General features: G+C 75.0%; 15 protein-coding genes. 5 read left to right on the plus strand and 10 right to left on the minus strand.

Translation table 11 applies throughout. The features are described 5' to 3' along the window. The first annotated feature begins 35 nt into the window (after positions 1–35). The gene (locus ACGFQ9_RS17290; RefSeq protein ID WP_393574632.1) at positions 36–683 is read left to right on the plus strand and encodes a hypothetical protein; all 648 of its coding nucleotides are present in this window, start codon (positions 36–38) and stop codon (positions 681–683) included. Positions 684–772: 89 nt separating this feature from the next. Here ACGFQ9_RS17290 and purH read toward each other — a convergent pair whose 3' ends face one another. Together purH and purN are read right to left on the minus strand one after the other, a co-directional pair. Further along, complete coding sequence (gene purH / locus ACGFQ9_RS17295; protein ID WP_393574633.1) at positions 773–2,338, minus strand: bifunctional phosphoribosylaminoimidazolecarboxamide formyltransferase/IMP cyclohydrolase; 1,566 nt, start codon at positions 2,336–2,338, stop codon at positions 773–775. Beyond that, on the minus strand, positions 2,335–2,958 hold the full coding sequence (purN, locus tag ACGFQ9_RS17300; protein WP_393574634.1) for a phosphoribosylglycinamide formyltransferase: 624 nt from the start codon (positions 2,956–2,958) through the stop codon (positions 2,335–2,337). The genes purH and purN overlap by 4 nt, the downstream gene beginning before the upstream one ends. A gap of 256 nt (positions 2,959–3,214) precedes the next feature. Here purN and ACGFQ9_RS17305 point away from each other — a divergent pair, with 256 nt between their 5' ends. Further along, the gene (locus ACGFQ9_RS17305) at positions 3,215–3,817 is read left to right on the plus strand and encodes a hypothetical protein (RefSeq protein ID WP_393574635.1); all 603 of its coding nucleotides are present in this window, start codon (positions 3,215–3,217) and stop codon (positions 3,815–3,817) included. A 55-nt stretch (positions 3,818–3,872) separates the two neighbouring features. Here ACGFQ9_RS17305 and ACGFQ9_RS17310 read toward each other — a convergent pair whose 3' ends face one another. Then, positions 3,873–4,265 carry a hypothetical protein gene (locus ACGFQ9_RS17310; protein ID WP_393574636.1) on the minus strand — a complete coding sequence of 131 codons (393 nt, stop codon included), beginning with the start codon at positions 4,263–4,265 and terminating at the stop codon, positions 3,873–3,875. Positions 4,266–4,990: 725 nt separating this feature from the next. After that, positions 4,991–6,742: a DUF6350 family protein gene (locus tag ACGFQ9_RS17315; RefSeq protein WP_393574637.1), complete on the minus strand. Its 1,752-nt coding sequence runs from the start codon at positions 6,740–6,742 to the stop codon at positions 4,991–4,993. Positions 6,743–6,852: 110 nt separating this feature from the next. Here ACGFQ9_RS17315 and ACGFQ9_RS17320 point away from each other — a divergent pair, with 110 nt between their 5' ends. Next, complete coding sequence (locus ACGFQ9_RS17320) at positions 6,853–8,481, plus strand: helix-turn-helix domain-containing protein (protein ID WP_393574638.1); 1,629 nt, start codon at positions 6,853–6,855, stop codon at positions 8,479–8,481. A 154-nt stretch (positions 8,482–8,635) separates the two neighbouring features. Here ACGFQ9_RS17320 and sucD read toward each other — a convergent pair whose 3' ends face one another. From sucD to ACGFQ9_RS17345, 5 genes are all read right to left on the minus strand, one after another. Then, on the minus strand, positions 8,636–9,520 hold the full coding sequence (sucD, locus tag ACGFQ9_RS17325; protein ID WP_030031032.1) for a succinate--CoA ligase subunit alpha: 885 nt from the start codon (positions 9,518–9,520) through the stop codon (positions 8,636–8,638). A gap of 23 nt (positions 9,521–9,543) precedes the next feature. Next, positions 9,544–10,725: an ADP-forming succinate--CoA ligase subunit beta gene (gene sucC, locus ACGFQ9_RS17330; RefSeq protein ID WP_393574639.1), complete on the minus strand. Its 1,182-nt coding sequence runs from the start codon at positions 10,723–10,725 to the stop codon at positions 9,544–9,546. A 211-nt stretch (positions 10,726–10,936) separates the two neighbouring features. Next, entirely contained in the window at positions 10,937–12,310 is a 1,374-nt protein-coding gene (locus ACGFQ9_RS17335; RefSeq protein ID WP_393574640.1) for a vWA domain-containing protein, read from the minus strand. Positions 12,311–12,665: 355 nt separating this feature from the next. Beyond that, positions 12,666–15,029, minus strand: coding sequence for a DUF5682 family protein (locus tag ACGFQ9_RS17340; RefSeq protein ID WP_393574641.1), 2,364 nt, complete (start codon positions 15,027–15,029; stop codon positions 12,666–12,668). Next, complete coding sequence (locus tag ACGFQ9_RS17345) at positions 15,026–16,132, minus strand: AAA family ATPase (RefSeq protein ID WP_393574642.1); 1,107 nt, start codon at positions 16,130–16,132, stop codon at positions 15,026–15,028. The genes ACGFQ9_RS17340 and ACGFQ9_RS17345 overlap by 4 nt, the downstream gene beginning before the upstream one ends. Before the next feature lie 134 nt (positions 16,133–16,266). On the opposite strand from ACGFQ9_RS17345, the gene ACGFQ9_RS17350 reads away from it, so the two are divergent. Beyond that, positions 16,267–17,622, plus strand: a complete 1,356-nt coding sequence (locus tag ACGFQ9_RS17350; RefSeq protein WP_393574643.1) for an SWIM zinc finger family protein — start codon at positions 16,267–16,269, stop codon at positions 17,620–17,622. Between the two features lie 75 nt (positions 17,623–17,697). Then, positions 17,698–19,356, plus strand: a complete 1,659-nt coding sequence (locus ACGFQ9_RS17355) for a DUF5691 domain-containing protein (RefSeq protein WP_393574644.1) — start codon at positions 17,698–17,700, stop codon at positions 19,354–19,356. 170 nt (positions 19,357–19,526) lie between these two features. Here the strand turns inward: ACGFQ9_RS17355 and ACGFQ9_RS17360 are convergent, their stop codons facing one another. Beyond that, positions 19,527–19,934, minus strand: coding sequence for a cobalamin B12-binding domain-containing protein (locus ACGFQ9_RS17360; protein ID WP_393574645.1), 408 nt, complete (start codon positions 19,932–19,934; stop codon positions 19,527–19,529). Between the last annotated feature and the right edge of the window lie 79 nt (positions 19,935–20,013).

Here is a 20,013-nt window from a genome sequence, read left to right on the forward strand (position 1 = left end):
CCGCGCGTCCCCACCCCACGGAGGAACACCCCAACATGAGCTTCGGCGACCCCCACAACCCGTACGGGGCCCCGCAGGGTCAGCCCCAGTACGGCTACCCGCAGCAGGCCCCGCAGGGCATTCCGCCGCAGGCCGGGTACGGCTACCCGCAGCAGGCGGGCTACGGCTACCCGGCGGCACCGGGCATGGCGGGCTACCCGGGGGCGGGCATGTCCGTGCCGATGCCCGGCGGCGTCTCGGCCGCCCGCGTCATCCTGTGGATCATGGGCAGCCTCCAGGCCCTCGGCGGTGTGCTCGTCCTGGTCATCGGCGGGATCTCCGCCGCGGTCATCAGCGACTCCGGCTCCGCCGAGGCGGAGGGTTGGGGCGCGCTGGTCGGCGGTCTCGCCGTGATCGTGGGTCTCGCCGCGCTCGCCCTCTCGCTGTGGCCGATCCTGACGGCCGCGAAGCTGAGCAAGGGCCGCACCGGAATCCGGGTGTCCGGCATCATCTACGGATCGCTGATGTCCCTGTGGACCGCCCTCGGCGCGATCGGCAACCTGTTCGCCCTGAGCGACGGGACGGTCGGCGCGGGCGGGATCCTGATCTCCCTGATCCTGTCGGGGATCTTCCTGGTGCTGAGCATCTGGGTGATCGCGGGCCTGTCCACCTCGGCCGCGGGCAACTACTTCCGGCGCCCGTAAGCCCTGCCGAAACGGCGAAGGCCCCCGCCCCGCACACCGCGTGCGGAACGGGGGCCTTCGCCGTTTCGGCGGCAGCCGAGGGAGCCGGCTCAGTGGAAGAAGTGCCGGGTCCCGGTGAAGTACATGGTCACGCCGGCCGCCTTCGCCGCCTCGACCACCTGCTCGTCACGGACCGAACCGCCGGGCTGGACGACCGCCTTGACGCCCGCGGCGGTGAGGATCTCCAGGCCGTCCGGGAACGGGAAGAAGGCGTCGGACGCGGCGTACGAGCCCTGCGCGCGCTCCGCGCCGGCCCGCTCCACCGCGAGCTTGGCCGAGTCGACCCGGTTGACCTGGCCCATGCCGACGCCGACCGAGGCGCCGCCCTTGGCCAGCAGGATCGCGTTGGACTTGACCGCGCGGCACGCCTTCCAGGCGAAGGCGAGCTCGGCGAGCTCGGCCTCCGACAGGGCCTCGCCCGTGGCCAGGGTCCAGTTGGCCGGGTCGTCGCCCTCGGCCTGGAGCACGTCGGACTGCTGGAGCAGCACGCCGCCGCTGATCGGCTTCAGGTCGCCCGGCTGGTGCGGGGTGCCGTCCACCTTCAGGACGCGGATGTTCTTCTTCTTGGCGAGGACCTCGAGGGCCCCGTCCTCGTACGCCGGCGCCGCGATGACCTCGGTGAAGATCTCGGCCACCTGCTCGGCCATCTCCACGGTGACCGGGCGGTTGACGGCGATCACGCCGCCGAAGGCGGACAGCGGGTCGCAGGCGTGGGCCTTGCGGTGGGCCTCGGCGACGTCCGCGCCGACCGCGATGCCGCACGGGTTGGCGTGCTTGATGATCGCGACGCAGGGCTCTTCGTGGTCGTAGGCGGCCCGGCGGGCGGCCTCGGTGTCCACGTAGTTGTTGAAGGACATCTCCTTGCCGTGCAGCTGCTCGGCGTTGGCGAGCCCGCCCGGCTGCCCGTCGGTGTAGAGGGCGGCGGCCTGGTGCGGGTTCTCGCCGTACCGCAGGCCGGCCTTGCGCTCCCAGGCCCCGGCGAGGAACTCGGGCAGGTCGGACTCCTGCTCGCTCTCCGGCGCGTACGCATTCGTGAACCAGGAGGCCACGGCCACGTCGTAGGCGGCGGTGTGCTGGAACGCCTCGGCGGCCAGCCGCTTGCGGGCGGTCAGCTCGAAGCCGCCGGCCTGGACGGCCGCGAGGACGTCGGCGTAGCGGGCCGGGCTGGTGACCACGGCGACGGACGGGTGGTTCTTGGCCGCGGCGCGGACCATCGAGGGGCCGCCGATGTCGATCTGCTCCACGCACTCGTCCGGGGTGGCGCCGGAGGCGACGGTCTCCCGGAACGGGTAGAGGTTGACCACGACCAGGTCGAAGGGCTCGACGCCGAGCTCGGCGAGCTGCTCGCGGTGGCTGTCGAGACGCAGGTCGGCGAGGATGCCGGCGTGCACGCGCGGGTGCAGGGTCTTGACCCGTCCGTCCAGGCACTCGGGGAAGCCGGTGAGCTCCTCGACCTTGGTGACCGGGACGCCGGCGGCGGCAATCTTCGAGGCGGTCGACCCGGTGGAGACCAGGGAGACACCCGCCTCGTGCAGCCCGCGGGCGAGCTCCTCCAGTCCGGTCTTGTCGTACACGCTGATCAGCGCCCGGCGGATCGCCCGCTGCGTGGTGGTCACTGGATCGTTACCTTTCGTCCCTCAATGCGGTAGCCGTGCCGGGCCAGTCGCCCCACGACCTCGACGAGCAGCCTGCGCTCGACTTCCTTGATGCGCTCGTGGAGAGCGGCTTCGTCGTCCTCGTCCCGGACCTCGACCACACCCTGGGCGATGATCGGACCGGTGTCCACGCCGTCGTCCACGAAGTGGACGGTGCAGCCGGTGACCTTCGCGCCGTAGGCGAGCGCGTCACGGACGCCGTGCGCGCCGGGGAAGGCGGGGAGCAGGGCGGGATGGGTGTTGACGAACCGCCCGCCGAACCGCTCCAGGAACTCCTTGCCCACGATCTTCATGAATCCGGCGGACACCACGAGGTCGGGCTCGTGGGCGGCGGTGGCCTCGGTGAGTGCCCGGTCCCACTCCTCGCGGCTGCCGTACGCCTTCACCGGACACACGAAGGTGGGGATGCCGGCCTTCTCGGCCCGCTCGAGCCCGGCGATGCCGTGCCGGTCGGCGCCCACGGCGACGACCCGCGCGCCGAAACCCTCGGGGCCTCCCGGGTCGGCTTCGATGGCGTCCAGCAGGGCCTGGAGGTTGGTGCCGGAACCGGAGACCAGCACGACCAGGCGGGAGGCGGCCATGGGGGCCCTTTCTCGCGACTACATCTTGTGCGATCGCACGAAAATCGGGATCACCGTTATACGGGGGACCCTACGAAGCGACCGACCGCCTGCAACGATACCGGCAGAGCGGACGGCCCCCGAGGGACGGCCCCCGCCCCGGGCGGTAGCGTCTGCGATGGACAACACGACACTCCAGCCCAGCCCGCCAGCTCAGCGCTCTCCGTGCCCAACTCCCTCCGCCCACCCTCACCACACAGGGGAAGAAACGCACCCGATGCCGGACCGCCCTCAGTCCTCCGCCCCGACCCCCACGCCCCAGGGAGACGACAACCCCTTCGCCGCGCCCCCCGAGGGGCGGCCCGACCAGCCGTGGCAGCCCCGCCACGGCGCGGACGAGCACCAGCGCCGTGAGGACGGGCCCGGCGGAGGGCCGGGCACCGGCATGGGCGGCGGCCCGGCCCGCTGGGACCCCACCGACCCGGTCCAGCGGCGCGCCCGGTACGCGCTGCTCTGCGGCATGTGGGGCTTCTTCTTCGGCCTCTTCGGCATCCCCTCCATGGGCCTGCTGCTGGGCGCGCTGGCCCTGTACTGGGGCGTGAGCGCCCTCCGCGGCAAGCCGAAGCAGCCGGACGCGGCCGGCGGCGCCAACCCGGGCACCCTCCCCCAGGCCTACGCCCGGCCCCAGCGCACCGCCGCGATCGGCGGCCTGGTCACCGCGTCGCTGGCGTTGCTGGTGGCGGGGTCCTCGTACACGCTGCAGATCGCCTACAAGGACTTCTACGTCTGCCGCGACGACGCGCTGACCCGCTCGGCGGAGCTGAAGTGCAACGACGAACTCCCCGAGCCCCTGCGCGAGCTCATCGGCGTCAAGCCGTAACCCCGCGCGGCACCTTGAAGCCGCTTGCCGGCAGGGAGCCTGTCTGCCTGCCGGGCTACTGGAACAGGGAGGCCAGCGCCCCCAGTCCGCCGAGGACGAGGACGGCGAGAGCGACGGCCAGGGCAGTGGCGAGCAGCACCAGCCAGCCGCCGATGATGCCCAGCAGGGCGAGGCCCCGCCCGTCGCCCTCGCCCTGCGGACGGCGCAGCCGGCCGATGTGCCCGGCGGCGATGGCCAGGAGCCCGCTCAGAACGGCCATGCCCAGGAAGACCGCCGGATTGATCCAGGCGATACCCGTGAAGAAGTTGCCCAGCAAGGCCGAGCCGCCGCAGGCGAGGAAGGCGCTGACCCTGGCCGGGCGGTTGGCCTGCCGGGCGGCTCCCGCATCCGTTCCCGTTCCCGTTCCCGTTCCCTTCCGCGTGCCGGCATCCGTGCGTTCACCCGCCATGACGGCGTACCTGTCCGGCCCGCGGTCCCCCGGGCGTGTGCACGGCGACGGCGGCGCGGAAGCGCTGCCCTCGGGCCCGGCGCAGACCGCCGGCCGCGAGCAGCGCGCCCGTCAACAGAACGCCGGCCGTGACGAACGCCCACCCGGGCCAGGCCGGAGCTTCGTAACCCGCCTGGTACGGGGTCCGTGCGCAGCTCGTCGTCGCGTCACACAGCACGTGCTTGCCCGCCTTGGTGAGCAAGCCCCACACGACGCCGTAGACGGCCGCAAGCAGAGCCGCGAGTGCCAGGACGGCAGGTACGGCGTACCAGCCTCCATGAGGGCGGGGCCGCGGTTTCGGAGGTGAGCCGTGAGGGTGCGGGTGCACAGAGGGCCTCCAGCGGAACGGTCGGGGACAGGCACATCCTCCTGCGCATGCCGGAAGTCCGCGTGAGTACGGCTACTCATCGAAGGCCGGGTCTGTGCGTGACTGCGGCCCCACCGCACTCCCGGCGTCCGGCGGCTGTTGTTCTCGCGCACCGGCCTCCTGCGCCCCGACCGGCCCGAGGTGGCTGTGGACACCTCGGGCCGTTCCCTGCCGGCACGGCCGGCGGGGAACGGTTCTTCGGCGAGGTGATCGCCGGCCGCGGTTCGCTCGAAAGACCCGCGGACGCGGGCATCCGGCCCGGGCCCGTCGTCACAGCGGCGCCCGGCCCGCGGCGCCACTCTGACGGCAGGGCCCACGCCTACGTCGGCCGCGCCCGCCGGGCCACCACCCGGGCGCCCGCCACTCCCGGCACCGGCGGGAGGGGTGCCGACGGCTCCGCCTCGGTCGGGGAAGCCTCCGGCTCCGGCCCCGGGGTCGGCAGCGGGGTCGGGACGGGGGGTGGGGTCGGGACCGGGGCCGGGGCCGGGTGCAGGACGGCCGGTACAAGGGGCGGGGGTGGTGCCTCGGAGGAAGCACCGGCCGGCTCCGACCGCGGCGTGGCGGAAAGCCCGACCCCGGGGAGCCCCGCCGCGGGAGGTGAAGGCGCGGAAGGCCCAGCCTCAGAAGGCCCCGCCGCAGAAGGCCCCGCGGCAGAAGGCCCGGGCGCGGAAGGTCCAGCCGCAGAGAGTCCCGTCGCAGAAGATCCGGCCACGGGAAGCCCCGCCGCGGGAAGCCCCGTCGCGGGAGGTTCGATCGCCGGGGCGGCCGCTTCGCGGAGGGCCGCCCAGCGGAGTTCCCGGACGCCGGCCACGTGCCACGCCTCGCCGCCCTCGGGTTCCACCCCGCCGAACCGCCCGCGCCAGCCCCGCACCGCGACGGCGACCGGTACGCCCACACCCGCCGTCCACGCCGCGCCCGCCGCGCCCGTCTCCCACCACACCGGCCCGAACTCCGCCAGAGACCCCGTCCCCAGCGGCCCCCCGGCCGCCACCGCCAGCACGGCCATGACCGCCCCGCACACCACCCCGCCCAGCGCCGCCGTCAACGCCGCCTCGCCGTAGGGCACCTCACGCCCCCGCCGCACCGCGAACCACCCCACCACCACCCCGGCCACCACAGGCACCACCAGCACCATCCCGGTCAGCACCGTCCCCGGCCCGGCCGGCGGCAGCGCCGCCAGCAGCGGGAAGCGCGGCAGCGCCGGCGACCCCGCGAAGGCCAGGGGCGTCGCCGTGGCCCCCGCGCCCAGCGCGAAGCCCGGCCCGAGCCCGTACGCCGCACCCCACACCACCGCGTTCGGCACCAGCGCCAGCGCCAGCAGCAGGACCGCGAACCGGCCCGACCACACCCCCGTCAGCTGGAGGAACGACTGCTGGACCGCCGCGCCGTGCCACACCAGCGACGCGCCCAGCACCAGCGCCCCGCCGCCCAGCAGCACGAACGCCCCCGCGCCCCCCGCGCGCAGAGCCAGCGCGTAGCGGGAGCGCGCGAGCTCCCTCCGCACGCCCCCGGGAAGCCATCCGGGCAGCCGCGACGGCTGTGCCGCCCACACCCCCCAGGCGGCCGCGGCCGCCGCCACCAGCGGCACGTGCCAGGCCGCGCTCAGCGGATCGGCCGGCAGCGGCCCGCCCGCCGCGTACGCCGTCGCGCCCGCCCCGACCACCAGGTAGCCGCAGGTCACCGCCGAGAACACGGCACTGCCGGGCAGTCCGCCCTCCTCGATGGCGAGCCGGGCCGCCCGCCGGATCAACAGCACGGGCAGGGACACCAGCAGAAGGGGCGTCAGCCCCACCGGGGCCGGTACCCCGGACAGCGTGTCGTACCTGATCAGCTCAGTCCCGTGGGCGAGCAGCCACAGCCCGGCCGCCACGTGCAGCGCACCGCCCGGTCCGCTGTCGGGATACGGCGAGCTGATCCACAGCACCATGACGAGCACGGCCAGGGAGCCGAGCCCCAGCCCGGCGGCCATGGCGCCGCCCAGTACGCAGGCCGCGGCCGCGGGAGAACGGCGGCGCCGGCCCGCCCACGGGGGCATCGGCAACGACGTCCCGCGTTCGGTCACTTGGGTCACCCGGCCATGGTCCCAACGACACGCGCCAAGGTCGCGTAACAGGCGAATGCCCGTGGTGTCGCCCAATATACGGTTATGTACTTTTTCGCCCAGACCTGTCGGGGTGTGGCATGACCCAGAGCGTGGACACGGCCGCCGGGCCGGCTGCCCTCCCGTCGCCCAAGGAACGCCGCAGACTGCGCGAGGCCGCTGAACTGACGCACGATGAGATCGCGGCGGCGCTCGGCATCACCGCGAGCACGGTACGCGCCTGGGAGACCGGCCGTGCCGAACCCCGCGGCCGCAAGCGCCAGGCGTACGCCAAGTTCCTGGGCGAACTCCGCAAGCAGGTCGGGGAGGCTGACGACCAGCCGGATGAGGGGGATGGAGCGGCCACGGCGGAAGCCCCCGCCACCGGGGCGGAAGCCCCTGCTGCTGAAGCGGCGGCGGCCGGCCGGCACGCCCCGCGGGTCGCGGGCGCCGTCCGGGCCTTCGCCAAGAGCGACGGCGGACCGGCCGGCACCCGGCCGGGGCCCGCCGCCAAGACCTCGGCCGAACCCGCCCCGAAGCCCCCCGCGTCCGGAGCGGGCTCCGTACGCGGCACGACCACCGGGCTGGGCATCTTCTCCGGGCGCGCCCGCAAGAACCCGGAGAACCCCCGCGGAGCCGCATCCGGAGCCGGGACGGCGGCCGGAGCCGGACCGGCGGCCGCGTCGGGAGCCGCACCGGGATACACGGCCGAGACCACGGCAGGAGCCGGGACCGGGGCCGGAGCCGGGGCGGCTGCCGGCACCCCGGCCGGAGCCGCTTCCTCGGCCGCTCCCGGAGCCGGCCACCGGCCCGCCCAGGACTCTCCGCCGGACCCCGACGCCCCGGGACCGCCCGCCGCGGCGAATCCGCTCACCCCGGTACCGGTACCGGCCCCGGTGCCCGCGCCCGACGCCGGGCACACCGCCGACACCGCCTTCGAGGCGCTCTACGACTACACCGCCCCCGCCCTGCTCCGGCAGGTCTACCTGCTCACCGGCCGCCGCGCCCTCGCGCTGGAGGCCGTGGAGCGCGCCTTCCAGCTCGCCTGGGACCGGTGGCCGCAGGTCGCCACCGACCCCGATCCGGTCGGCTGGGTGCGGTCTGCGGCGTACGAGCACGCGCTCTCGCCCTGGCACCGGTTCCGCCGCGCCCACCGGCACCCCGACCGGGCCCCCGCGGACCTCGGCGACCGCGCCCTGCTCGACGCGATGCTCGCGCTGCCGCCCTCGTACCGGCGGACCGTGCTCCTCTACGACGGCGTCGGGCTCGACCTGCCGGACACCGCCGCCGAGACCGAGGCCAGCACGTCCTCCGCCGGGCACCGGCTGCTGCACGCGCACGCCGGCCTCACCGCCCGGCTCCCCGACCTGGCCGGCGTGGCGGCGGACCGGCAGTCCGCGCTGCTGCGGGAGCGGCTCGGGGCGCTGGTGCCCGCCGTGCGCCTGGAGCCGCGGCCGGCCCAGGTCGTCCGGCTGGCCGGGGAGCACCGCATGCGGTTCTGGACCCGCGCGGCCCTGTGCCTGACCGCCGCCATCGCGGTCGCCACCGCCTACACCGCCGTCACCGCGCCCACCCGCTACGTGCCGCCGGTCGCGCCCGGCACGTCCGTGTCCGGGGTGCCCCCGCGGCACGGCCCGCAGCAGCTCAGCGAGCAGGCCCGGCAGCTCCAGGAGAAGCTCCGGTCCGAGCCGGCGGCCGGTCCCGCCCGCCTGGTGCCCCGGATGGAGTGAGCCTGATCGAGTGAGCCGGACGGAGTGAGCCGGATGGAGTGAGCCGGACAGGCGAAGGCGGCGGAAGGGCGGAAACGGGCGTGGCCCGCACCCGGCAAGGGGTGCGGGCCACGCCCGTCGCTTCGCTGCGGAGCAGCCGGAGATCGGCCGGAGATCAGCCGTTGAGGATCTCGCGGGCCAGCTTGGCGGTCTCGGTCGGCGTCTTGCCGACCTTGACGCCGGCGGCCTCGAGAGCTTCCTTCTTGGCCTGTGCGGTGCCAGAAGAACCGGACACGATCGCGCCCGCGTGGCCCATGGTCTTGCCCTCGGGGGCGGTGAAGCCCGCGACGTAGCCGACGACCGGCTTGGTGACGTTCTTCGCGATGAAGTCCGCCGCACGCTCCTCGGCGTCGCCGCCGATCTCGCCGATCATGACGATGAGCTCGGTCTCCGGGTCGGCCTCGAAGGCCTCCAGGGCGTCGATGTGCGTGGTGCCGATGACCGGGTCGCCACCGATGCCGACGGCGGAGGTGAAGCCGATGTCGCGCAGCTCGTACATCATCTGGTAGGTCAGCGTGCCGGACTTGGACACGAGACCGATCTTGCCGGGCTTGGTGATGTCGCCCGGGATGATGCCGGCGTTGGACTGGCCGGGGGTGATCAGGCCGGGGCAGTTCGGGCCGATGATCCGGGTCTTGTTGCCCTTGGCGGTCGCGTACGCCCAGAAGGCGGCGGAGTCGTGGACCGCGATGCCCTCGGTGATGACCACGGCGAGCGGGATCTCGGCGTCGATGGCCTCGACGACGGCGGCCTTGGCGAAGGCCGGCGGGACGAAGAGGACGGAGACGTTGGCGCCCGTCTTCTCCATCGCCTCGGCGACCGAGCCGAAGACCGGGACCTCGGTGCCGTCGAAGTCGACGGTGGTGCCGGCCTTGCGCGGGTTCACGCCGCCGACGATGTTCGTGCCGTCGGCCAGCATGAGCTTGGTGTGCTTCATGCCCGTGGCACCGGTCATGCCCTGGACGATGACCTTGCTGTCCTTGTTGAGGAAGATAGCCATGGTGAGTCTGTGACCTCGTCCCTTTACTTCGCAGCCGCAGCGAGCTCGGCGGCCTTGTCGGCCGCGCCGTCCATGGTGTCCACGCGCTGCACCAGCGGGTGGTTGGCGTCCGACAGGATCTTGCGACCCAGCTCGGCGTTGTTGCCGTCGAGGCGGACGACGAGCGGCTTGGTGACCTCTTCGCCCTTGTCCTTGAGCAGCTGAAGGGCCTGGACGATGCCGTTGGCGACCTCGTCGCACGCGGTGATGCCACCGAAGACGTTGACGAAGACCGACTTGACGTCCGGGTCGCCGAGGATGATCTCGAGACCGTTGGCCATGACGGCGGCGGAGGCGCCACCGCCGATGTCGAGGAAGTTGGCGGGCTTGACGCCGCCGTGGTTCTCACCGGCGTAGGCGACGACGTCCAGGGTGCTCATGACGAGACCCGCGCCGTTGCCGATGATGCCGACCTCACCGTCGAGCTTGACGTAGTTGAGGTTCTTCTCCTTGGCGGCGGCCTCCAGCGGGTTGGCCGCGGCCTTGTCCACCAGCTCCTCGTGGCCCGGCTGACGGAACTCGGCGTTCTCGTCGAGGGAGACCTTGCCGTCGAGGGCGATGACGTCGCCGGAGGCGACCTTCGCGAGCGGGTTGACCTCGACGAGGAGCGCGTCCTCGGCGACGAAGGTGTCCCAGAGGGTCACCAGGACCTCGGCGACCTTCTCGGCGACCTCGGCCGGGAACTGGGCCAGCGCGACGATCTCGCGGGCCTTCTCGATGGAGACGCCCTCGTTGGCGTTCACCGGCACCTTGGCGAGCTTCTCGGGGGTCGTCGCGGCGACCTCCTCGATGTCCATGCCGCCGGCGACGGACGCCATGGCCAGGAAGGTGCGGTTGGTGCGGTCCAGGAGGTAGGAGACGTAGTACTCCTCGAGGATCTCCGGAGCGGTCTCGGCGATCATCACCTTGTGGACCGTGTGGCCCTTGATGTCCATGCCCAGGATGTCCGTCGCGCGGGCGACGGCCTCGTCCGGGGTGGCGGCGAGCTTGACGCCGCCGGCCTTGCCGCGGCCGCCGACCTTCACCTGCGCCTTGACGACCGACTTGCCGCCCAGCCGCTCGGTGGCCTCGCGAGCCGCCTCAGGCGTGTCGATGACTTCACCGGCCAGCACCGGTACACCGTGCTTGGCGAAGAGGTCCCTCGCCTGGTACTCGAACAGGTCCACGCGCGTCCGTCCCTTGTATTGAAAGATTCGCTTCGCAGTGATCGCGTTTCTGCGTGGGCGTGCCGCGGAGGGCAACGTGACGGCGCTGTCACTGGGGAAGCGCACACGGTGACCGTGGACGCGGCATGTCCGTCTCGCAGGTTATCCCCGTGGGACTCCGGTCCCTAAATCGCAGGTCACACCAGAGCGGTGATGCCTGTCACAGATCCCCTCACTCGGGAACCGTGAATTCGTGCGATCCGACGATTTCCCTCTTCTCCAGCGCGGCGGCCATCACCTCCGGGAACAGGTCGGGCGTACAGGCGAAAGCGGGCACCCCGAGGGCGGCCAGCGCGGCCGCGTGTTCGCGGTCGTAGGAGGGGGCTCCCTCGTCGGAGAGCGCGAGCAGGGCCACGAACTGCACTCCGGCGGCCTTCATCGCGGCGACCCGGCCCAGCATCTCGTCGCGGATGCCGCCCTCGTACAGATCACTGATCAGGACGACGACGGTGTCGGCGGGACGGGTGATCCTCGACTGGCAGTAGGCCAGGGCCCGGTTGATGTCGGTGCCGCCGCCCAGCTGGGTGCCGAACAGGACGTCGACCGGGTCGTCTAGCCGGTCCGTCAGGTCGGCCACGGAGGTGTCGAACACGACCAGCCGGGTGGCGATGGACCGCATGGAGGCCAGGACGGCGCCGAAGACGGAGGCGTAGACGACGGAGGCGGCCATGGAGCCCGACTGGTCGATGCAGAGGACCACCTCCTTCTGCACCGACCGGCTCGCCCGGCCGTAGCCGATCAGCCGTTCGGGCACGACCGTGCGGTGCTCGGGGAGGTAGTTCTTCAGGTTCGCCCGGATGGTGCGGTCCCAGTCGATGTCCCGGTGCCGGGGCCGGCTGGTCCGCGCCGACCGGTCCAGGGCCCCGGTGAGGGTGGAGCGGGTGCGGCTCGCCAGCTTCTCCTCCAGCCGCTCGACCACCTTGCGGACCACCGTCCGGGCCGTCTCCCTGGTCGTCTCCGGCATCGCCTTGTTGAGCGAGAGCAGGGTGCCGACCAGGTGCACGTCCGGTTCGACGGCCTCCAGCATCTCCGGCTCCAGCAGCAGTGCGGACAGCCCGAGCCGGTCGATGGCGTCGCGCTGCATCACCTGCACGACGGAGCCGGGGAAGTAGGTACGGATGTCCCCCAGCCACCGCGCCACCGAGGGTGCCGAGCCGCCCAGCCCGGCCGACCGCTCCCCGCCGCGGCGGGCCTTCCCTCCGTTCCCGCCCGCGTCCCCGTAGAGCGCGCCGAGCGCGGCGTCCATCGCCGCGTCCCGTCCGCCCAGCCCGCGGCCGGTCCCGTCGGCCTCTCCCCCGCCGAGCACCAGCCTCCAACGCCGCAGCCTTTCGCCCGCGGCCTCCGTGCGGGTGCCGTCGGGGGCCGCCGCGCGGGCGTCGGCCCCGGCACCGCCGCTCCCGCCCCGGCCCGCCCCGGCGTCCTCGGCCGGTCCCGCCTGCACGGCCGGTCCCGCAGGGAGGGCCGGTCCCGCAGGGAGGGCCGGGCCGGCGGTACCGGCCGGATCCGCCGGGCGTCCCGTCGCTCCGCCGGTGTGAGGCTGTGCCATTCGTCCGTCCCCCATGTCGTCCGTCTCCTCCGGGTGGTACGTCTGCCGGGTGGTGCGTCTGCCTGCCGGTCGTGCCCCTCGGCACTCCGGCCCGTCCGTTACGGGAAACCGGCCCGGTCCGTCGGACCTGCCGAACTCGCCGGACCGGCGGAAGCGCCCTCCGCCCCTCCTGCTGCCGCAGCGGCCCGGCCCGGTAGCGGGCACGGTGCACGCGCGAGCCTCCCTTCTGCGGAACCGGCCCGGGCCTCGGGATCCGCCGGGACCGGCCGGACCGGCGGAGGCGTGCCCGGCCCTTCCGGTTGTCGCACCGGCCGGTCGCCGGCCAAGTGCGCCGCGCCCGCCGGGCGTCCGCGGGTCAGCCTCCCGCCGGACGGGCATCGGCGCCGGCGCCGGCGCCGAGAAGGAGCAGGGCCAGTGGGACCATCGCGTCCGCGCGGGTCTGGTCCAGGTCCGGGGCGAAGCCCTGTGGGGCCGCCCGGACGCCGGCGGCGGAGCGCGCGGCGGCCGGGCCGCGGCGGACCAGCTCGCCCAGGGACCGCCGGACGCCCGGCTCGTACGCCCCGAAGGTCCGCCGCAGCAGCGGCAGTACGCCGGTGAAGGCGTCGGCCGGTATACCGGTGAGCCAGGCGTCGATCAGGCCCAGCAGCCGCTCGTCGTGGACGAGCAGGGTGCCGCCGCCCGCGCCGCCGCCGGCGAAGCCCTCGATCCAGCCGGCCGCGTCGGCGGGCGCGACCGCCGGGGAGAGCGCCAGCCCCATCAGCCGGGCGGTCTCCTCCACGGCGATCCGCCCGTCGTCGAGGAGCAGCCGCACGGCCCGGCCCCGGATCAGGCCGGGCACCCGGTCCCGCCCGGCCAGCGTCCGCAGCACGGCCCCCCACCGGTCCCTCAGCCCGGCCTCCGCCGGGCCGGCTGCGAGGCCGCCGGATGCGGCGCAGAGCAGCCCGACGGCGCCGTGCACGGCGTCCAGATGGCCGCGCAGCTCCGCCGCGGCGTCCGCGTCCAGGCCGGCCGCGCAGGCCGGCGGGAGGGCCACGCAGATCCGCTCGGCGAGTCCCGCCGCGACCGTGCCGAGCGCGGCGGTGTCGGTGCCGCGCACGTCCCCGTACCGCAGCGAGCGGGCCAGCGCGGGCAGGGCCTTCGCCAGGCGTGCCACGTCGGTGTCCAGCGCCGCCCGGTCGGCGAGCGCCCGCAGCACGGCGGGCAGCGCCCCGGACAGGCCGGCGAGCAGGCACTGCTCGGCGAGCGAGGTGACCTCGCCGAGCTCACCGGCGGCGGCCGCGTCGGCCTCGGCCCTGGCGGTCGCGGCGGCCGCCACCGTGGTCCCCCAGACGCCCGCCTCGGCCACCCGCACCGACAGTTCCGGCTCCCAGCACAGGCGCCAGGTCTCGCGGAAGGTCCCGGTGCCGCCGCGGGAGGCGGTGGGTGTGCCCCAGCCGATGCCCAGCAGGCGCAGCCGGTGCAGCAGCCGGCTCCGGTCCGCGTCGGTGTCCTTGCGCAGGTCCAGTTCGAGCTCCCGCTCCCGCGCCTCCGGCTTGAGCCGCAGCGTGCGCTGCCGCCGGGTCAGGTCCCGCTGGAGCGGGACCGCGGGTGCGGTGTCCGGCACCTCGCCGAGGACGTCCCCGACCACCAGCCGGTCCTCGACGAGGGCGAGCGGCACGTCCGACCCGTCGCACATGACCGCGCGGACGGCGTCCATGGTTTCCGGGAGTCCGGGCAGCGGGCGGCCGCGTACCGCGGCCAGCGTCCCGGCCAGCCGGACCGCCTCGATCACATGGGACGGGGACACCTGCCGGTCCTCCGCCCGCAGCAGGCCGGCGACCTTGGTCAGCCAGCGCTCGACCGGCCGGTCCCGGGCATCGAACAGGTGCGCGTACCAGCCCGGGGAGGTGATGCCCGCGCCGTAACCGCCGGCCCGGGCGAGCCGGCGGTGGGTCCAGGGCACCCAGGCGGTCTCCACCTTCACCTTGGGCAGTCCGGCCAGCAGCGCCCGGTCGGCGGCCACGGTGGTCCGCGCGCGCAGCGCGGGCACGTGCCAGGCCCCGCAGACCACGGCGAAGCCGGTGCCGAACTCCCGCCGGGCGGCCCGCATCCGCTGCCGCATGTACGCCTCGCGCACCAGGTCCCGGCCGTGGCCGCCGTCCCCTCCGGACTCGCGCAGCGCCGCCATCGCCCCGGCGATGGCCTCGAACGGGGCGAGCGCGTCGGCGGTCGTGTCGCCGGCCTCGGCGCCGCGGTGCTCGACCACGTCCTCCCACCAGCGCTCCGGGTCGTCGTACCCGGCCGCCCCGGCCAGCGCCGCCAGGGGGTCCAGGCGTACGGACTCCCCCGGGCCGGACTCCCCCGCCGCGGGCTCCGTCTCCGGGGGACCGGGGGCGGGGCCGGGTCCGCCCGCCAGCGAGTGCGCGGCGGGCAGGTCGATGAACCGGACCGGCACCCCGGCGTCCTGGGCCCAGCGGATGGCGACCCATTCCGGGGAGAACGCCGCCAGCGGCCAGAACGCCGCCCGGCCGGGGTCGTCGGCGGCGTGCGCCAGCAGGGCGACCGGCGGCCGCATGCCGGGCTCGGCGGCCAGGTGCAGCAGGGCGTCCCCCTCGGGCGGTCCCTCGACCAGCACGGCCGCCGGACGGGCCGCTTCCAGTGCGGCCCGCACCGCGCGGGCGGAGCCGGGACCGTGGTGCCGCACGCCGAGGAGCAGCGGTCCGGCTGCCGCGGTGCTCATGCGGTCACCTCGCGGCAGGCGCGGTAGAAGTCCTTCCAGCCGTCCCGTTCGCGGACGACCGTCTCCAGGTACTCCTGCCAGACGGTCCCGTCGGCCGCCGGGTCGCGGACCACGGCGCCGAGGATGCCGGCGGCCACGTCCGAGGGCCGCAGCACCCCGTCGCCGAAGTGGGCGGCCAGGGCGAGACCGCCCGTGACCACGGAGATGGCCTCGGCGGTGGACAGGGTGCCGCTGGGTGACTTGACCTTGGTGCGTCCGTCACCGGTGACGCCCTCGCGCAGCTCGCGGAAGACGGTGACCACCCGGCGGATCTCGTCGAGGCCCTCCGGTGCCCGGGGCAGGTCCAGTGCGCGGCCCATCTGTTCGACCCGGCGGGCCACGATGTCGACCTCGGCCTCGGCGGTGGCGGGCAGCGGCAGGACCACCGTGTTGAACCGGCGGCGCAGGGCGCTGGAGAGCTCGTTGACCCCCCGGTCGCGGTCGTTGGCGGTGGCTATGAGGTTGAAGCCGCGGACCGCCTGCACCTCCTCGCCCAGCTCGGGCACGGGCAGGGTCTTCTCGGAGAGGACCGTGATCAGGGAGTCCTGCACGTCGGCCGGGATGCGGGTGAGCTCCTCGACCCGGGCGGTCATGCCCTCGGCCATGGCGCGCATGACGGGGCTGGGGACGAGGGCCTCGCGGCTGGGTCCGTGGGCGAGCAGCCGGGCGTAGTTCCAGCCGTACCGGATGGCTTCCTCGGGGGTGCCGGCGGTGCCCTGGACGAGCAGGGTGGAGTCCCCGCTGACGGCCGCCGCGAGGTGTTCCGACACCCAGGTCTTGGCGGTGCCCGGGACGCCCAGCAGGAGCAGGGCGCGGTCGGTGGCCAGGGTGGTGACGGCGACCTCGACGATCCGGCGGGGGCCGACGTACTTCGGGGTGATCACCGTGCCGTCGCCGAGCGTGCCGCCGAGGAGGTAGGCGGAGACGGCCCACGGGGAGAGCTTCCAGCGGGGCGGCCGGGGCCGGTCGTCCTGGGCCGCCAGCGCTTTCAGTTCGTGCGCGAAGGCTTCTTCGGCGTGCGGTCGCAGCGCCTCGGTACCGGTGCCGTTCTCGGGCAGGCTCATGGATCCCCCTCCAGACTCGGCAGCCGCTTCCGACTGCTGGAACCACCGTGCACCACCGCACTGACAACACCCCCGGTTCATAACGTCGTTGCAGGTCAGGACGATTGTCAGTGGGGGTCCCTACGGTGGTTTCCATGAATGGGCACAGGGTCCGCTGGACGGCGGAACAGGTACTGGCTCTGGCTCCTGACGATGCGTCACGCAAGGCAGGGGGCGAGCTGGGCGGGGCGGGTCCATGGTCACAGACCGGAGGTTCCGCTTCCGGTGCGGTGTGGGGGGTGTGCAAGGGCAGCGGCAGGACGCCGTACCGGACGGTGGTGGACCTGACAGGGCCGGCCTTCTCGTGCTCCTGCCCGAGCCGGAAGTTCCCGTGCAAGCACGCACTGGGACTGCTGCTGCTGTGGGCCGCGGAGGGCCTGGACGGGGCCGCCGAGGCGCCGGACTGGGCGGCGGAGTGGCTGTCGGCACGGGCGGCGAAGGCGGCGGACGCCACCTCGCCCGCCGCGGCCGCCGCACCCGCCGGACCGGCTGATGCCGAGGCGGCCCGGAAACGCGCCGAGCGGCGCGCGGCCCGGATCGGTGCGGGGGTCGCGGAGCTGGAGCAGCGGCTCGCCGACCTGCTGCGCGGCGGCCTCGCCGGGCAGGAGCAGACGGGATACGGAGGCTGGGAGGAGACGGCGGCCCGGATGGTTGACGCCCAGGCACCCGGACTGGCGTCCCGGGTACGGGAGTTGGGGACGATACCGAGCTCCGGCGCGGGCTGGCCGGGCCGGATGCTGGAGGAGTGCGCGCTGCTGCACCTGCTGGACCGGGCCTGGCTGGAGGTGTCCGGGCTGCCGGCGCCGCTGGCCGCCACGGTCCGGACGAGGGTGGGCCTGACCGCGGCCGCGGAGGGGGCGGCCGCGGTCAGGGACCGCTGGCTGGTGCTCGCGCAGTACGACTCGGTGTCGGCGGACGGACGGCTGACCACGCGGCGGATATGGCTGCGCGGTCTGCGGAGCGGCCGCACGGCGCTGGTGATGGACTACGGGCCGCCCGGCAGGCCGCCCCGACTGGCCCTGCCGGTGGGGCTGGTGCTGGACGCGGAGGCTCGGTTCCGGCCCGGCTCGGCCGGGCTGCGGGCCGATCTGGGCGAGCGGTTCGCGGCCCCGGTGCCGCTGCCCCGGCCGCCCGCCGGGGTGGGCGCCGCGGCCGCGCTGGACGCGTACGGGGCGGCGCTGCGGCAGGACCCCTGGCTGGATTCCTGGCCGGTGGTGCTCGGCCCGGTCGTGCCGGTGCCGGGTGAGCTCGGCTGGCAGCTGGCGGACGCGAATGGCCAGGACGCGCTGCCGGTCCGGACCGCCGGGGGGCGGCCGCGGGCGGGGCTGTGGCAGCTGGCCGCGCTGTCCGGGGGCGGGCCGGTGACGGTGTTCGGGGAGTGCGGCCACCGGGGGTTCACCCCGCTGACCGCCTGGGACGAGAGGACGGGTGAGCCGGTATCGCTGTCGTAAGGCACAACGACAACCACGCGACGTAACGGCTGACGGGCGGAAAAGACCGACGGGGAACACGAGGGAGGGGCGCCCATGACGGCGATCACCGGGCCCGCGGACACGGGCAGAGGCACAGACGCGACCACGCGCCGTCCGGAGGGGGACGACGACCGGACCGCCCGGGACGCGGGCGGGGACCCGGGCGGGGACCCGGGCCGGGCGTCCCACCCGGACTGGGAGGAGCTGGTCGGCACGGCACTGCTGGGCACCGACCGCAGACAGGCCGGCTCACCGGAGGCCCTGCTGGACGCGGCCGCGGTGCAGGCGCTGCGCCGCCGGGCCGGGCTGCGGCCGGCCCGGGCGGGCGCGAGGCCGGAGCCCGCGGCGGAGGATCCACGGCCCGAGCCGCCCGAGCCGGCACGACGCCGGCTGGCACAGCTGCTGGCGGGCCGGGCGAGCGCGGGCGGCGGGCGCCGGGGGGCCGCGCCGGACCTGGCGGAACTGCTCCCGCAGTGGCTCGCGGCGGCCGCCCGGCAGGGCTACCGGGCGCCGGCGGCACAGCTGCCGGCCCTGCTGGACGCGGCCCGGGCGAGGACGGACCTGCGCCCGCGGGCACTGGCCCTGGCGGGGGCGCGGGGGCGCTGGCTGGCCCGGCTCAACCCGGACTGGCGGTTCGCGCTGCGCACCGGGTCGGGCGGTGGGGAGCTACCGGAACCGGGGGACGCCGCGCAGGTGGAACGGCTGTGGCAGGAGGGGCTGTTCGCGGAGCGGGTGGCCCTGCTGGGTTCCCTGCGGGCGCACGACCCCGCGGCCGCGCGGGCGCTGCTGGCGGCCGGCTGGACCACGGAACGGGCCGAGGACCGGCTGATGTTCCTGGACTCTCTGCGGCCGGGCCTGTCCGAGGCGGACGAGCCCTTCCTGGAGCAGGCCCTGGGCGACCGCAGCAGGAACGTACGGGTGCTCGCGGCGGAGCTGCTGTCGGCGCTGCCGGGCTCGGCGCTGGCCGGACGGATGGCGGAGCGGGCCCTGGCCTGCGTGGGCCCGGAGGGAGTGGCCCCGCCCGCCGCGTGCGATGCGGGCATGGAACGGGACGGGGTGGTCAGACGGCCGCCGGCGGGCCGCGGTGAGCGTGCCTGGTGGCTGGGCCAGCTGGTGGAGGCGGCTCCGCTGGCCTGCTGGCGGGAGCGGTTCGGCGGCCTGGACGCGGCGGGGATCGTGGCCGCTCCGGTCGAGGGGGGCTGGGCGGAGGAACTGCACGCGGCGTGGTGCCGGGCGGCGGTGCGGCAGCGGAACCCGGAATGGTCGCGGGCCCTGCTGGGCTCGGCGGCCGCACCGCCGGCCGCCGGGCCGGGCACGGCCTCGCTCGCGGAGCGGGCCAGACTGCTGGAGACCCTGGACCCGGCGGAACGGGCCTCGTGGGTCGCGGAGTTCATACGGGCGCACGGCCTCTCCGAGGCGTTCCAGCTGCTGGGGGTGTGCGAGGTGCCGTGGGCGGGGGAACTGGGCCGGGCCGTGGTCGACTCACTGCGGTCGGCCCGGGACGCGGGCAGCTACCCGTGGAGCTTCAGCGGGGTGATGGGGCTCGCCGAGCGCTGCCTCGATCCCGCGGAGGCCGGCCGGCTGGACGGCGAGGGCGGGGGCGGGGCGGAGCCGGAGGGGGGTGCCGCGTACTGGGACGAGGCGTTCTCTCGGCTCACCGCCACGCTGCGGCTCCGCCGGGCGATGCTGGCCGAGCTCGCGGGCACGCCCTGACCCCGCCGGGCGGGGCCGGGGGTGCGGGGCCCGCTGCCCACCGCACCGTGTGGGCAGGCGTGCCGCAGGGCGGCACGGGTGGGCACACGGCACGACGGCGCGCACCGGACGCGCAGCGTGCCCCCGCGCCCCCGGCCCCGCCCGGTCGGCCGGCCCGCCCACCGCAGGTGTCAGGCTGCCGGGCGGACGTTTTCGCGGACCCAGTCGACGATCGCCGTCGTGGTCGCGCCCGGGGTGAAGATCGCCGCGACGCCCTTGGCCTTCAGCGGCGCGATGTCGTCCTCCGGGATGATCCCGCCGCCGAACACCTTGATGTCCTCGGCGTCCCGCTCCTTCAGCAGTTCCAGCACGCGCGCGAACAGCGTGTTGTGGGCGCCGGAGAGGATCGAGAGCCCGATCGCGTCCGCGTCCTCCTGGATGGCGGTGTCGACGATCTGCTCCGGCGTCTGGTGCAGGCCCGTGTAGATGACCTCCATGCCGGCGTCGCGCAGGGCACGCGCGATCACCTTGGCCCCGCGGTCATGGCCGTCGAGACCCGGCTTGGCCACCACCACACGGATCGGACCGGTCACACCCATCGCACTGCCTCCTGAGTGAACGAACGTTAAGCACAGCATCCCGCACGACACCGTTTCGCGGTCAACCACGAGGGGGAAA

It is taken from the genome of Streptomyces sp. NPDC048603 (assembly GCF_043199475.1).
Classification (GTDB): domain Bacteria; phylum Actinomycetota; class Actinomycetes; order Streptomycetales; family Streptomycetaceae; genus Streptomyces.